Here is a 13,534-nt window from a genome sequence, read left to right on the forward strand (position 1 = left end):
ATTTTAATTTTTCAGTGCTTGCTTTAATTGAATAATTTCCATTGCGATAAGAGCTGCTTCTTTGAAGTTTTTTTGCCTCTCTGCATTTACCTTTTCAGACTCTTTTTCTTTTATCATTAACATCTTTTGATGATTCAACACCTGTTTTATATAATCAGCTAATTCTCGCTCACTTATATCTGTGTTTAGTGAGATCATCGCAATATCAGACACGATATGATGAAGCTCAGAATTCGGAAGCCTAGATAAAAAAGAGCTAACATTTGCTTCATGGCCTTCTTCATAGAACGCATATAAATACGTAATAATGGCTCGATGCTCTTCGATATTAAATTGTAAACCTAACCGCTCTAAAATTTTCTCGGTGATGTCCTTATTGCGTAACATATGGGCGATTAACCTTCGCTCAGCAGTATGATAGGCAGGTAACAATCTCTTAGTTCCAATTGGAACGCGCTTTTCTAATTTCGGAGATTGTTTAGTTTCTTTTTGTTGTTGCCCACGTTTTTCGGTTTTACTTACGCGGTGCAGTTGTTCTTTTAGAACTTCCATTGACAAGTCAAACTCAGTAGACAACTGTTTTAAGTACATTTCCTGTTCAACAGAGCTTTCTAGCAAACTGAGTTCCTTAATGACATTTTCGATATAATGCAGTTTTTCTCCTTCATCTTGAAGACTTTTTCCTCTCCTGAAGTAATGCATTTTAAATGTCATCAATGTCACGCTTGCCCCTATTACATCACTCTTAAACTTTTCCGTACCATATTTTTTGATGTAGTCATCAGGGTCCAATCCATCTGGTAACAACGCAACCTTCACTTTACATCCAACTAGAGAAAGCGTTTTAGATGCACGGAAAGTAGCTTCTATTCCAGCAGAATCCGAATCATAACAGATGATAATATCCGAAACATTTCGACGGATAATTTTTGCTTGTTCTTCTGTTAGAGATGTTCCCATTGTTGCAATTGAGTACTCAACTCCTGCTCGGACTGAGGAGATAACATCGGCAAAGCCCTCATATAAAATGACTTGCTGATTTTTACGGATATGTACTCTCGCTTGATGAAAGTTATAGAGTAGCTTACCTTTGTTGAAAATTTTTGTTTCGGGACTATTTAAATATTTTGGTTGATCATCTGCAGCAAGTACTCTTCCTGAAAAAGCAATCGTCATCCCTTGATGATCCATAATCGGAAACATGATCCGGTTTCTAAATCGATCAAAATACTGGTCTGCTGAATTTTTTTTCACTAAAAGTCCTGCTTTTTCCATCATTTCAAGATTAAAGCCTCGCTTTACAAGAAACTTTGAAATGAATTCCCAGGAATCAAATGAATAACCTATTTCAAATCGATCAATAACTTCTTTTGTAAAGCCGCGCCCCAGCAAATAGTCTAAAGCATGCTCACCTTCTTTTGTATTAACTAACAAATGATGGTAAAATTTCTTTAGAAGCTCATGTGCCTCTAACATTTTTTGAACATCTTTACTAACCGACTGTGACACTTGTTCTGTTGATGCAATAGTTGGAAGTTCAATGTTAACTTTATCTGCAAGATGCTGAGCAGATTCAATAAAAGAATATCCTTCAATTTCCATTAAAAAAGAAAATGCGTTTCCTCCAGCACCACAACCAAAACAGTGGTAAATCTGCTTGTCTGGTGATACAGAGAATGACGGAGTACTCTCTCCATGGAATGGACAAAGTCCAAAGTAGTTACGTCCTTGTTTCTTCAATTGAACATATTCACTTACAACATCAACAATGTCAGAAGTTCTTTGTATTTTTTCGATTAGTTCTTCGGGAATACGATTTCCCATATCAACATCTCCGTGTTACTGATATTCGCTATTTAATTTTCATTTCCTGCATGTTTCGACAAGATATTTTTCAGAGTCGTGATAAAATTAAAAACATCTTCCTCCGTTTGTTTCTTTGGACCCTTTGAATGATTACCGCTGCGCCGCTCTTTTGCAGACAAATAACGCATATGAAGAGCTGTCTCAATATTGTCCTCTGTATATTGTTTACCCCTTGGCGTAATTACAATAACGTCCTTTTTTAACAAAAGTCCAGCAAGCCCAATGTCTTGAGTTACAACAAGATCGTGCTTTTTAACATGATTTACAATATAAAGATCTGCTTCTTCTTTTCCCGTGTCGACAAATACCCATTTCCCTCCATATGTTTTATCAGATAAATGGTTATAGGATGCTACAAAGGTAACTTCAAGATGATAGTATGTACTTAGATCCATAATCTCTTGTTTAACAGAACAAGCATCTGCGTCAACAAAAATTCTCATTGATTTTTCGTCATAATTCTCTATTCTACATCACTCCAACAGATTCCTTCTATAAACCTCCTATAAAAAACAAAACCCTTTTTCAAGCACACCTTGTCGAATTTTATTATTAAATAAATCTTGACAGTTTACAATTTATAGTTTATTCGTAAGCAGCTAAGTCTAAACCTAAAAATAAATATTTTTATCACAATTTTTTATTATAATACAATATATCAGGTTTTGCTACCGTTTTTTTGCAATTTTCTACACAAAAATTTAAAACCTAGATTATTTACTTTAACATGAGAATCTGTTGCTTTTCGAACAATTTTGCTACAGACAGAAAAAGACAAACTCAGGAGCAAGTGTTACTATTTCTGCACAATTCCACTAACGCGCTTAGGTTTTGTACATGAACACTGTGAGTCGGCCTCTTTTTGATCACACATTTTCAGAAGTATGAGTTTATGTATTTGGTTGATTCATTAGATTCGCAATAATGTTTGCTGTTTCTTCAACCGCTTTATTTGAAACATCAACAGTTTGACAGCCAATTCGGTTGGCGATTTTTTCAAAATAGTCAAGTTCTTCTTTTATGCGATCTATGTTCGCATAAATTGCTTTATCATTTAGTCCTAATGATTTTAAACGTTCTCTTCTAATATGGTTGAGCTTATCTGGACTAATCTTCAAGCCAATACATTTAGATGCTGGAATCATAAATAATTCCTCAGGCGGCTCAACTTCTGGAACAATTGGAACATTCGCTACTTTAAAGCGTTTATGGGCTAAGTATTGGGATAATGGTGTTTTTGATGTTCTAGATACACCGACCAAAACAATGTCCGCTTTTAAAATTCCTCTAGGGTCACGACCATCATCATATTTTACAGCGAATTCAATCGCTTCTACCTTTTTAAAATAATCATCATCTAGCTTTCTAACTCGACCTGGTTCGTATTTTGCAGCGATTCCATAAGATGATTCCATTTTATCAATAAGTGGCCCTATGATGTCATAATAAACAACACCATGTTGATCTGCTTCTTTAATTAAGTTTGCTCTTAATTCTGGAACAACAAGCGTGAAGCAAACAATGGCTTTATCTGCTTTTGCCAATGCGATCACTTCTTGAATCGTTCCTTTATCTTCAACATAAGGTATGCGTTTGATTTTTGTAGTAGATGCCGTGCCGTTGAATTGACTAATTGCAGCCTTTACGACTAGTTCGGCTGTTTCTCCTATTGAGTCTGAAACGACATAAATAATACGGTAACTCATCCCAATCCCCCATTTCTTATTAACCTAGATAATATCATTTTCTGCAAGGTTGACCAAGATTTTTGTTATGTTTGTTTTCGTTATTCTCCCTAAAACTTCATATCCTTTTTCCGTATCATTTACAACGGGCAAGGCATCAATTTGTTTCTCAATAAGAGAAATGGCCACATCTAGAATATAGTCTTCTTTGTGACAAATTGTAATGTTTGGCATCCTCGTCATAATGATGTTAACTGGGATTGCAGTAAGCTCTTGCTTCCCAATACTAGCTCGGAGCAAGTCTTTACGCGAAAGTACTCCCACTAAAAGAGAAGATTCGTCCACTACAAAGAGTGTTCCAACATCCTCTAAAAACATTGTGCAGATTGCATCGTAAACAGAAACATTTACATTTACAACTATTGGAATCGACTGATAATCTTTCACTTTTAGTTTTTTTAGTTTATCTGTTAGCATCTGTGCACCTGTTTTGCCTGTATAAAAGTACCCCACACGTGGTCTGGCATCTAAATAGCCGGACATCGTTAAAATAGCTAGATCAGGCCGCAGGGTAGCTCTTGTCAAGTTCAGTTGGTCAGCGATATGTTCACCCGTTATCGGACCGTTGTCCTTAACAATTTGAAGAATATGTTCTTGCCGTTTATTTAGTTCGATTGTACTCACCACCTTTGAGTTAAATTATTATCCTTCTACCATCCGTGTTGATTCTATAAATGTTATTCCATTAATTTTTTAAAATAAATAGGTTATACTATATAGAAATATTATATACTATTTAAGCTATTTGAAAAGTGATTTGTTTTAGGATAACACTAATTGTTGTGTTAGTATCAACACTTATAATTAAGAAAAAACGATTGCTTGTAATCAGCAATCGTTTTTTTATTTATTTTACAATCATAACATTGAATTTTGCAAAGTTTTGAATTAGGCTTGAAAGCTTTACCATTTGTGCTAAGCGGTTGGCTTTAACCTCAGGGTTATCCGCCATAATCATTGTATGATCAAAATACGAGTTAATGCTTTCTTTTAATGAAAATAGCACCTGCAATATCTCTTCTTCTTTTCTCTCACTAGATAAAGCTGTGATTCTGTCATTTGCTTTAATGTATTGATTGTAAAGTGGTTTTTCCTCATTATTCTCAAAAAGTTCTGGGTTAATGTCAAGATCCTTACCTTTAGTCGCAATGTTTAGAACGCGAGAAAGTGCCTCAACTGTTTCTTTAAACCCTTCTTGTTTTGAAGCTTTTTCCAAAACCTTCGCACGCTCGATTAGTGAGGTGATCTCATGGTTAGTTGAACTTAAAATAGCATCAATGATATCGTACCGAATATTATATTCTGCTAAAACATATTTAAGTCGTAATGTGAAGAATGTAAGTAAGTCTGCTTTAACTTTCTCAGTGTTTTCAGTTTGATAAAAACTTAACGACATGTTGATTAAAGTAGGTAGCGCAATTTTCCATTCTTTTGTTGCAAGAATTTGCACAATACCACTCGCTTGTCTTCTAAGGGCATAAGGATCTTGAGAGCCTATTGGAATCATCCCAATTGAGAAAAAGCCTGCTATTGTATCAAGTTTATCTGCAAGAGCTACAACAGCTCCTATGTTTGAAGACGGTGCAGGGTCTTCAGCATGGCGCGGCATATAGTGTTCATTGATCGCTACAGCAATAGCTTCCTTCACTCCACTTAATCGTGCGTATTTCTCTCCAATTTTCCCTTGTAGTTCTGGAAATTCATAGACCATATGTGTAACTAAATCAAATTTACAAATACTTGCTGCACGCCCAATGTCTTGCTTTATAGCTTCTGAAAAGTTTAGTTGGCTTGCGATGACATCCGCAAGCTTTGTTACTCGTTTCACTTTTTCACCAAGTGTTCCAAGCTCTTCATGAAAAACAATTTTATCAAGCTTTTGAATTGCTGAATCAATATTAAGCTTCAAATCTTCTTTATAAAAGAAGTTTGCATCTGACAATCGTGCCCGTAGAACTTTTTCATTTCCTTTTGCAACATTTTCAAGATGTTTATGATCTCCGTTTCGAATCGTAATGAAGAAAGGTAGCAATTCTCCGTCTTGATTTCGAACAGGAAAATACCGTTGATGCTCTTTCATCGTTGTAACTAAAACTTCATCTGGTAGAGAGAGGTATTCTTCTTCAAATTTCCCAAATAATGCAGTTGGATATTCAACAAGATTGTTAACCTCTTCCAAGAGTTCTTCGTCAACGATTATCGACCAACCCTGTTCTTCTTCTAAGTGATTTAACTGAGAGCGGATCGCTTCTTTGCGCTTTACAGGATCCACGATAACGTATTCTTTTAATAAAGAATCTTCATAAGCCGTTGGAGTTTGGAGATCAATTGATTCACCTAAAAAACGATGACCTCTACTCGATTTATTTGTCTCCACATTCGTAATCTGAAAAGGAATTACTTCGTTTCCAAACAAAGCAACAAGCCATTTTATTGGTCGAATATAGCGCATTTCCTGGTTGCCCCAACGCATATTTTTAGGGAAGTTCAAGCTTGTTATTATCGTTTTGATATCTTCTAAAAGTTCCTTCGTTTCTTTCCCTTTTGTAAACTTCTGAATATGAACATATTCAATACCGCTGATTTCTTTAAAATAAATATCATCAACAGACGCTCCTTGGCCTCTTGTAAATCCAATTGCAGCTTTAGACCAGTTCCCCTCAGAATCAATGGCTATTTTACGAGCAGGACCTTTAGCTTCTTCTTCAATGTCTGCTTGCTTTGTATCAACATCACGAATAAGAACAGCAAGCCTCCTTGGCGTTGAATAGGCTTGCACCGCACTAAAAGAAATTTGTTGTTGTTGTAACCACTTCGTCATTTTTTCAGATAATTGATTCATTGCATCTGTCACAAATCGTGCTGGGATTTCTTCTAAGCCAATTTCAACTAATAAATCCTGTTTATTCATGGTGATCACCCACCTTTTCTTTTTGTAGCATTGGAAAACCTAATTTTTCTCGTTCGTTATAATACGTTTTCGCCACTTTTCTAGCCAAGTTTCGAACACGACCAATATAGCCTGTGCGTTCGGTAACTGAAATCGCACCTCTTGCATCAAGCAGGTTAAAGGTGTGAGAGCATTTTAGTACATAATCATAAGCTGGGTGAACGAGTCCTTCATCCATTTGACGATGCGCTTCTTTCTCGTAAATAGCAAATAGGTTAAAAAGCATGTCTGGATCGGACGTTTCAAATGTATATTTAGAATGTTCATACTCTGGCATAAGAAAAATATCACGAACCGTATATCCTTCTGTCCATTCTAAATCAAAGACATTTTCTTTATCTTGAATATAAGATGCAAGCCTTTCAATTCCATATGTAATTTCAGCAGATACAGGCTTACATTCTAAACCACCAACTTGCTGGAAATAGGTAAATTGCGTAATCTCCATTCCATCTAGCCACACTTCCCAGCCAAGACCTGCACAGCCTAGCGAAGGATTCTCCCAGTTATCCTCAACAAAACGAATGTCGTGCTTTAATGGATCAATTCCAAGTGCACGTAAAGAATCTAAATAAAACTCTTGAATGTTATCAGGTGAAGGCTTCATAATCACTTGAAATTGGTGATGCTGATACAAACGATTCGGGTTCTCTCCGTACCGTCCATCAGCAGGACGTCTGGAAGGTTCTACATACGCAACCTTCCAAGGCTCAGGGCCGATACTTCTTAAAAATGTATAGGGACTCATCGTTCCAGCACCTTTTTCAGTATCATACGCTTGCATTAAAATACACCCATGCTCTGACCAATGCTTCTGCAAAGTTAAAATCATATTTTGAATATTCACTACAGACACCTCCGGATTCGTTTAAAAACTGTTATCAAAATTGTCTTTCTAACTAAAAATATCACGCGAGATCGTTCCGAACGAAGCTGACGCAGAAATCCGCAGCTCATCTTTTCCCAAAACAAAAACTCTCGTCCCTATGTCAAATACGACATAGGGACGAGAGTTTCCCGCGGTTCCACCCTAATTGCTAATATGTAACCATTAGCCACTTTATAACTTCAGCTCAGGAGTGCCTTTCCTCACAAATCCCCTTAGCTTTCACCATCCTAAGGTCGCTTTCATTTTACAATTGTAAGTACTTTTCTCCGTCAAAGCTAGTATGTTCATTTGTACTTTGAATGGTAATCTAATTCTGTTTTGATGTCAACAGTTCTAGGTTAGCTTCCCTTTTAAATTATCTAATTGTGATAAAAAACGCTTTGATTTTAAGGTTAATCCAGAAAATTCATCATAGTAAGCATCTATCACTTTTTTCAACTCTTTTTTTGTCTCCTCTTTTACAGAAATTTGACCGAGACGATTTAAATCGAAATAATAAAATAGTCGTAAAAGCTTCACTGTTGTAGGAGAGATATGAAGGCGATATGAATCACGTTCAAAGCAACGGTGACAAATGAATCCACCTTCACGAATTGAAAAATCGAAGGTTCCATCTGTGCTTCCACAAACTGTACAACCATTAAGTTGAGGATGCAGCCCTAAAACGTTTAACATTTTCATCTCAAAAATATGAATTAAAATGTCTGGATCTACTTCTTCATTAAGCAGGAAAAGGGTTTGCTTCAGGAACTCAAATAAAAAAGGGTTTCTTTCAAAGTTTTCGGTACTTTTGTCTAAAAGTTCAGCTATGTAAGAAGCATATGCAGTAAGAAAAATATCTTCTCTAATCTTTCTCATTGAATCAATTGTTTCACCTTGCTGCAAGGTTCCTAATCCTTTTGATTTTTGAAACATGAAAGTCCCATAAGTAAAAAGTTGAGTCGAAGACGAGAGGCGACTACTAGGTTTCTTAGCGCCCCTCGCCATGACTCCGACTTTCCCAAGTTCCCGAGTATATATAGTAATGATTTTATTGGTTTCACCATAATCTGTTCCACGGATTACAATTCCTTCACATTTTTGAAGCAAAGTTTCTCACCATCCGAAAGGGACCAGTAAGATCACGAAATTGGAAAATCCACCTCTGCTAGTTCATCATCCCCAGAATCGGGTCCACCATCATTCTCTTTTTCTAACTCTTTGAAAAGAAGATACGTATCAATGCTACCTGTTTGCGAAAAGACCTTCCAGGTAAAATCCAACATATAAACCCCACCTTTCCGTCGTTTAGACTAGCAAGCTTTATTTTATCCAATTTCACTACTGTTATCTTGACCCTTTGATCTCTAATTCATGTTACACAATTATTGCTAACCCTTTGATGAATAGTAATCATAATTATAGATTTCTTAGTATTCATCATCACTAAATCCATAGTCACGCAGCTGAGACATTTTGTTACGCCAATCTTTTTGAACCTTAACCCAAAGCTCAAGATAGACCTTCGAACCTAGTAAGGCTTCTATATCCAATCGAGCTCTCTGACCAACTTCCTTGAGCATCTTTCCTTGTTTTCCAATAATAATCCCCTTTTGTGAATCACGTTCTATCACGATTGTTGCCCCAACATGAACGGATTGATTATGTTCACGTCGTTCAATTGTTTCAATAACAACCGCAACCGAATGAGGAATTTCCTCTCTAGTCAAGTGAAGAACTTTTTCACGAATCAACTCAGCAATTATAAATCGTTCTGGATGATCTGTTACTTGATCAGCTGGGTAATATTGAGGGCCTTGCGGTAAAAGTTTTTCTATTTGAGCAAGCAAGGTATCAACATTATTACCCTGCAGAGCTGATATCGGAATAATCTCCTGAAAAGGATGCAAATCTTTGTATTTAACAATTAGCGGGAAAATATCATCGGGGTGGAGTCGATCAATTTTATTAATAATTAGAAATACAGGTGTTTTTGTTTCCTTTAATCGTTCGATAATAAATTCATCGCCACCGCCATATCCTTCTTCTGCATTAATCATAAACAGAATGAGATCTACTTCTTTTAACGTATTTTGAGCTACTTTCATCATAAAGTCTCCAAGCTTGTGCTTAGGCTTATGAATCCCTGGGGTATCGATAAAAATGATTTGTGAATCATTTGTTGTGTAAACACCTTGAATTTTGTTTCGCGTTGTTTGTGGTTTGTCACTCATAATCGCGATTTTTTGTCCAATTACTCGATTAATAAATGTTGATTTTCCTACGTTTGGGCGTCCAATAATTGAAACGAATCCAGATCTGTGTGTTATTTCATTATTCATATAAGTCCTCCGGTGAAAAAGCTCCTGGTAGTAGTTCATCCATTGTTAATTCTTTAACATCCCCATTAAGGTTTGTTAAGATGATTTTCATATCTGAGGGACAAAGCTCTGATATGACTTGTCGACATGCACCACATGGTGGCACAGGGCGAACTGTATCAGCGACAACTGCAATCGCTGTGTATTTTGTATCTCCTTCAGAATAAGCTTTGAACAGAGCCGTTCGCTCCGCACAGTTGCACATACTGTAGGCAGCATTTTCAATATTGCAACCTCTATATATTTTACCATCTTTTGTTAGTAATGCGGCGCCCACTTTGAATTTTGAGTAAGGAACATAAGCAAATTCTCTTGCTGCTTTCGCTTCTTCGATGAGTTGTTCAGTTTTCACTTGATTTCTTCCCTTCTATCACACGAATGACATTCATTCTAGTTTTAACTTTACCTAAAAATCGTTAACTTTTCACGTATTCATGGAAATTGTAATCTAATTGTAAGAATTTTCAGTATTATATTAACTTTGGTATAAAGATGATTAATCCTATTATAACGGATAATAACGCATATACCAAAACAGCTCCAGCAGCTGCATCCTTTGCAGCTTTTGCAAGTGGGTGATAGTCTTTTGTTATTAGGTCAACTGCACGCTCGAGCGCAGTATTCATCAGTTCCAGTGATAGCATTCCTCCTATTAAAAAAAGAAGAATGATCCATTCTATTCTAGATAAAGAAAGAATGGAGCCAGAAAGTAAAATAATCAATGATATGAAAAGATGGATCTGAAAATTACGCTCATGTTTAACTGTTCGAATAATTCCGTTCCACGCGAATAAAAAACTTTTTGAAAACCGCTTCCATTCAGACTGATGGTCGTTTAAGCCCATAGTGGTCCAATAGTTCCTTTTGCTTATTAAACATGATTTCTTCATCTGCTTTTGTTTCATGATCATAGCCAAGAAGATGAAGAAATCCATGAACAGCTAAAAACCCAAGTTCTCTTATAAACGTATGACCATATTCTTCAGCCTGTTCCTTCGCGCGAGGAATTGATATGATAATATCCCCCAATACTTGGGGCATGTCCACTCCGATAACTTCAATTTCCCCTTCACCCATTTCTTCTAGAGCAAAGGATATAACGTCAGTAGGTTGATCTTTCCCTCGATAGTCACGATTCACTTCCTGAATACGTTCGTTCGAAACAAAGGTTACTGATATTTCTGCATTTTGTGTGACACTTTCAAGTTCTGCAGCAAGTTGTAAGACCTCTTCTATGATTTTAAGTTGATCGTCCTGCAGTTCTTCCGTTTCATCAATAGAATCAATTATTAACCTCATGCTTGTTTCACCTTCTGTTTTTTTGTAAGTTCTGGATATTCAATTCGCGAGTGAAAAATACCTTTTAGTGTTTCACAAAATGACATCGCGATTGTATCAAGTTCCTTTAATGTTATATCACATTCATTTAGCTGATGATCCTGAAGACGCTCGGAAATGATTGAGCGAACCAACTTTTCAATTTTATCAGGAGTTGGATTTGACATCGATCGCACGGCAGCCTCTACACTATCTGCAATGGAGATAATGGCAATTTCCTTTGTTTGAGGCTTCGGTCCTGGGTATCTAAATTCTTCTTCATAAATCGAATCATTTGTTTGCTTTGCTTTATGAAAAAAATATTTAAGTAAGGAAGTTCCGTGATGCTGTTCTGCAATATCGACAAATTCAATAGGCATTTTATGCTTTCTCAACATATCTGCTCCATCTGTTGCATGAGAGATGATGATATTTTTACTCAATTGTGCTGATAGCTTGTTATGTGGATTTTCAATATTCATTTGATTTTCAATAAAATACTGTGGTCTCTTGGTTTTCCCTATGTCATGATAGTAAGCCCCTACCCTTGCTAACAAGCCATTTGCTCCAATCGCTTCACATGCTGACTCTGAAAGATTCGCTACCATAACACTGTGATGGTAAGTGCCAGGTGTTTCTGTAAGGATTTTTCGAAGCAAAGGATGATTAGGATTGGAAAGCTCTATTAACTTCATAGTCGATAGTATTCCAAAACCTGTTTCAAAAAACGGCATAAAGCCTATTGTTAGCACGGAAGATACTAGACCTGAAACACATGCCATAACAAAATAAGAGCCTATTTCCAAGTTTGAATACGTTCCATTTCGTATTAGCATAATGGCGGTAATGACTAAAACATTCATAAAAGCAACAAACAATCCTGCTTGTAAAATTTTCGAGCGTAGATTATGCTCACCTAAAAAGAGTAACCCTGCTAAACATCCAAATAAAAAATAAATTCCTAATGCGAAATTAAAACTCCCCGTCACACCTTCATTGAAAATAATACTTCCACACACAGCAAGGATCATGCTAGTAAGAATTGCAAGTCGCTCACTAATTAGAAGCTTTATTAACATCGCTCCCATTGCTACTGGCACAATATAGCCAATATGTGTGTAATCAATTCTTTGAAATAAGCTGACAATTTTCATTAGCAACAGAGTAATTGAGAAGATTAGGCAATAGAGAAGTAACACATTGTTTCTCTTACGATCATTTTGTTCTTGTTGTTCAAAATAATAAACAACACCTATTACAATCAAAACGATTAGTAATCCAAGACCTATGAAGGGCTTGAAGGATTGTTGATTATCTAGTAATCCTACAAGACCTAACTTACGATAGACTTCCCTGTTAATCAGTTCATCTTCTTCAACAATGATCTGGCCTTGCTTTAACTGTACCTCTTTCACACCATCGATTGCTTGTTGTCTTTTTAATTCGGTCTCTTCTAAATTAAAGACATAGTTCGGAACAATTGCAAAACGACCAAGCTCGGTCGAAGCGCGAAGGATATCACTTCGAAGTGAAGAATATTCTAGTTCTTCTTCAACTTGATCCTTTGCCACAGATAATTGGATGATCGGAATTTCCTTGCTCATTACATTATTTACTGCAGTTACAACCGAGTCTTTCGCGAGTGTTAATTCTTCACTAGTTGTACTAACAAGTGGTAAATAGACGTCTTTGGAAATTTTGTCGTTAATTGCAGGCGTCAACTTTTCTTTAAGTCGTGTCACTTTTTCTTCTGGTGTAATGGTTTTTCCTTCTTCTTTACTATCTTCTTCAGGAAGTGAAACATTCTCTGTTTCCCGAATCACTTCAAGCATTGCATCGAAAATTGAAGAAACTAAGTCGACTTGTTTTTCTGATATATCTCTTTTTAACGTATATTGATCTTCAACAGAATTGTATGCCTCTTGTTGCTTAATTTCAGTCTCTACTTTGTCTTCTACCGTTGTAGGAGCATAAATCGTTTGTTCTGAAACAGCAAATAACTCAACATCAAGAGTTTCAGGCTTCACATTGCTGTATAATGCAGCAAATAATACAAACCCTAAAGTGACATAAAGAAATATATGTAAAAATCGATACTGATTTAGTTGCTTTAATAAAAGATGCGGTTTAAAACGTTTTTCTTTTTCCTTCACAAGAGGCACCACCTTTCTTACAAATTATTAAAAAAAGCGCAAGCGCCTTGTTCAGCCCCGACAAGCATAAGGCGATTCTAAATAGAAGGCGTTCTTTGCCTTCAATTTAGAAGTGACTTATGACCTCGAGGCAGTCAAGAACGCGACGTCCTGTCGCATTGACTGCACTAGCACGTCCTGTTCGTCGGGGCTCGGCGCTGGAGCTGGATTCAGAAACGCAGACTTAGTATCAAATTTTATACTTTCTGATATTA

General features: G+C 36.4%; 13 protein-coding genes and 1 other annotated feature. All 13 genes read right to left on the reverse strand.

What is annotated here, in order from left to right:
- Window positions 1-3 precede the first annotated feature (3 nt).
- The gene (gene dnaG, locus ACFFIX_RS01005; protein ID WP_378929597.1) at window positions 4-1,824 is read right to left on the reverse strand and encodes a DNA primase; all 1,821 of its coding nucleotides are present in this window, start codon (window positions 1,822-1,824) and stop codon (window positions 4-6) included.
- A gap of 32 nt (window positions 1,825-1,856) precedes the next feature.
- On the reverse strand, window positions 1,857-2,309 hold the full coding sequence (locus ACFFIX_RS01010; RefSeq protein WP_378929599.1) for a YaiI/YqxD family protein: 453 nt from the start codon (window positions 2,307-2,309) through the stop codon (window positions 1,857-1,859).
- Between the two features lie 447 nt (window positions 2,310-2,756).
- Window positions 2,757-3,572 (reverse strand): pyruvate, water dikinase regulatory protein, encoded by an 816-nt coding sequence (locus ACFFIX_RS01015; protein WP_378929601.1) that lies wholly within the window; start codon window positions 3,570-3,572, stop codon window positions 2,757-2,759.
- Between the two features lie 24 nt (window positions 3,573-3,596).
- Window positions 3,597-4,235, reverse strand: a complete 639-nt coding sequence (gene ccpN / locus ACFFIX_RS01020) for a transcriptional regulator CcpN (protein WP_378929603.1) — start codon at window positions 4,233-4,235, stop codon at window positions 3,597-3,599.
- Window positions 4,236-4,458: 223 nt separating this feature from the next.
- Window positions 4,459-6,522: a glycine--tRNA ligase subunit beta gene (gene glyS / locus ACFFIX_RS01025; RefSeq protein WP_378929605.1), complete on the reverse strand. Its 2,064-nt coding sequence runs from the start codon at window positions 6,520-6,522 to the stop codon at window positions 4,459-4,461.
- Window positions 6,515-7,408, reverse strand: a complete 894-nt coding sequence (gene glyQ, locus ACFFIX_RS01030; protein WP_378929607.1) for a glycine--tRNA ligase subunit alpha — start codon at window positions 7,406-7,408, stop codon at window positions 6,515-6,517. The genes glyS and glyQ overlap by 8 nt, the downstream gene beginning before the upstream one ends.
- A gap of 152 nt (window positions 7,409-7,560) precedes the next feature.
- Window positions 7,561-7,732, reverse strand: a binding site (T-box leader).
- 51 nt (window positions 7,733-7,783) lie between these two features.
- A complete protein-coding gene (gene recO, locus ACFFIX_RS01035; RefSeq protein ID WP_378929609.1) occupies window positions 7,784-8,539 on the reverse strand; it encodes a DNA repair protein RecO in 756 nt (251 codons plus the stop codon).
- Window positions 8,540-8,571: 32 nt separating this feature from the next.
- Window positions 8,572-8,715, reverse strand: coding sequence for a YqzL family protein (locus tag ACFFIX_RS01040; RefSeq protein ID WP_378929611.1), 144 nt, complete (start codon window positions 8,713-8,715; stop codon window positions 8,572-8,574).
- A 144-nt stretch (window positions 8,716-8,859) separates the two neighbouring features.
- Window positions 8,860-9,771 (reverse strand): GTPase Era, encoded by a 912-nt coding sequence (gene era, locus ACFFIX_RS01045; protein WP_378929613.1) that lies wholly within the window; start codon window positions 9,769-9,771, stop codon window positions 8,860-8,862.
- Window positions 9,764-10,162 (reverse strand): cytidine deaminase, encoded by a 399-nt coding sequence (locus tag ACFFIX_RS01050; protein ID WP_378929615.1) that lies wholly within the window; start codon window positions 10,160-10,162, stop codon window positions 9,764-9,766. The genes era and ACFFIX_RS01050 overlap by 8 nt, the downstream gene beginning before the upstream one ends.
- 118 nt (window positions 10,163-10,280) lie before the next feature.
- Window positions 10,281-10,655: a diacylglycerol kinase family protein gene (locus tag ACFFIX_RS01055; protein WP_378929617.1), complete on the reverse strand. Its 375-nt coding sequence runs from the start codon at window positions 10,653-10,655 to the stop codon at window positions 10,281-10,283.
- Entirely contained in the window at window positions 10,630-11,109 is a 480-nt protein-coding gene (gene ybeY, locus ACFFIX_RS01060) for an rRNA maturation RNase YbeY (protein ID WP_378929619.1), read from the reverse strand. Before ybeY ends, ACFFIX_RS01055 begins: the two co-directional genes overlap by 26 nt.
- The gene (locus ACFFIX_RS01065) at window positions 11,106-13,280 is read right to left on the reverse strand and encodes an HD family phosphohydrolase (protein ID WP_378929621.1); all 2,175 of its coding nucleotides are present in this window, start codon (window positions 13,278-13,280) and stop codon (window positions 11,106-11,108) included. The genes ybeY and ACFFIX_RS01065 overlap by 4 nt, the downstream gene beginning before the upstream one ends.
- Window positions 13,281-13,534: the final 254 nt, after the last annotated feature.

It is taken from the genome of Metabacillus herbersteinensis (genome assembly GCF_042433335.1).
Lineage (GTDB): Bacteria > Bacillota > Bacilli > Bacillales > Bacillaceae > Metabacillus > Metabacillus herbersteinensis.

Coding starts and splice junctions, on each gene's coding strand:
- dnaG (WP_378929597.1), bottom strand. CDS start 1,824: ATGGGAAATCGTATTCCCGAAGAACTAATCGAAAAAATACAAAGAACT.
- ACFFIX_RS01040 (WP_378929611.1), bottom strand. CDS start 8,715: ATGTTGGATTTTACCTGGAAGGTCTTTTCGCAAACAGGTAGCATTGAT.
- glyS (WP_378929605.1), bottom strand. CDS start 6,522: ATGAATAAACAGGATTTATTAGTTGAAATTGGCTTAGAAGAAATCCCA.
- ACFFIX_RS01055 (WP_378929617.1), bottom strand. CDS start 10,655: ATGGGCTTAAACGACCATCAGTCTGAATGGAAGCGGTTTTCAAAAAGT.
- ACFFIX_RS01015 (WP_378929601.1), bottom strand. CDS start 3,572: ATGAGTTACCGTATTATTTATGTCGTTTCAGACTCAATAGGAGAAACA.
- era (WP_378929613.1), bottom strand. CDS start 9,771: ATGAATAATGAAATAACACACAGATCTGGATTCGTTTCAATTATTGGA.
- ACFFIX_RS01010 (WP_378929599.1), bottom strand. CDS start 2,309: ATGAGAATTTTTGTTGACGCAGATGCTTGTTCTGTTAAACAAGAGATT.
- ybeY (WP_378929619.1), bottom strand. CDS start 11,109: ATGAGGTTAATAATTGATTCTATTGATGAAACGGAAGAACTGCAGGAC.